At 47.5% G+C, this 299-nt stretch carries 1 protein-coding gene; it reads right to left on the reverse strand.

The window, feature by feature from the left end:
* Positions 1-299, reverse strand: a 299-nt coding sequence (locus tag F2P44_RS35280; RefSeq protein WP_223165164.1) for a hypothetical protein, incomplete at both ends; no start/stop codon positions are given.

The raw sequence follows: 299 nt of genomic DNA on the forward strand, positions 1-299 counted from the left end.
AATGAGATTAACCATGATTCCGCCACCATAACCGACCAGAATTCGTCCAGCATCACGAAAATGCGATGGAAAGTCGCGCTCCCGTGATGCCGGCCAGTTCAGAAAAATCGTTTTGCAATTGGCTCTATTGGATACAGCAGACCACTTGGTATCACCGACGAGGTCATACTGAGGAGCCAGTTGCAAAACTATTTTCCTGAACCGGTCGGCATGAGGAAATCGTGATTTTTGATCACGTTTTTCGAAGTTAGACGGACTCTGCTGGTTTAAGGTGGCGGAATCATGGTCAATCTCGTAGG

The sequence above is a fragment of the Massilia frigida genome (assembly GCF_011682175.1).
Lineage (GTDB): Bacteria > Pseudomonadota > Gammaproteobacteria > Burkholderiales > Burkholderiaceae_D > Telluria_A > Telluria_A frigida.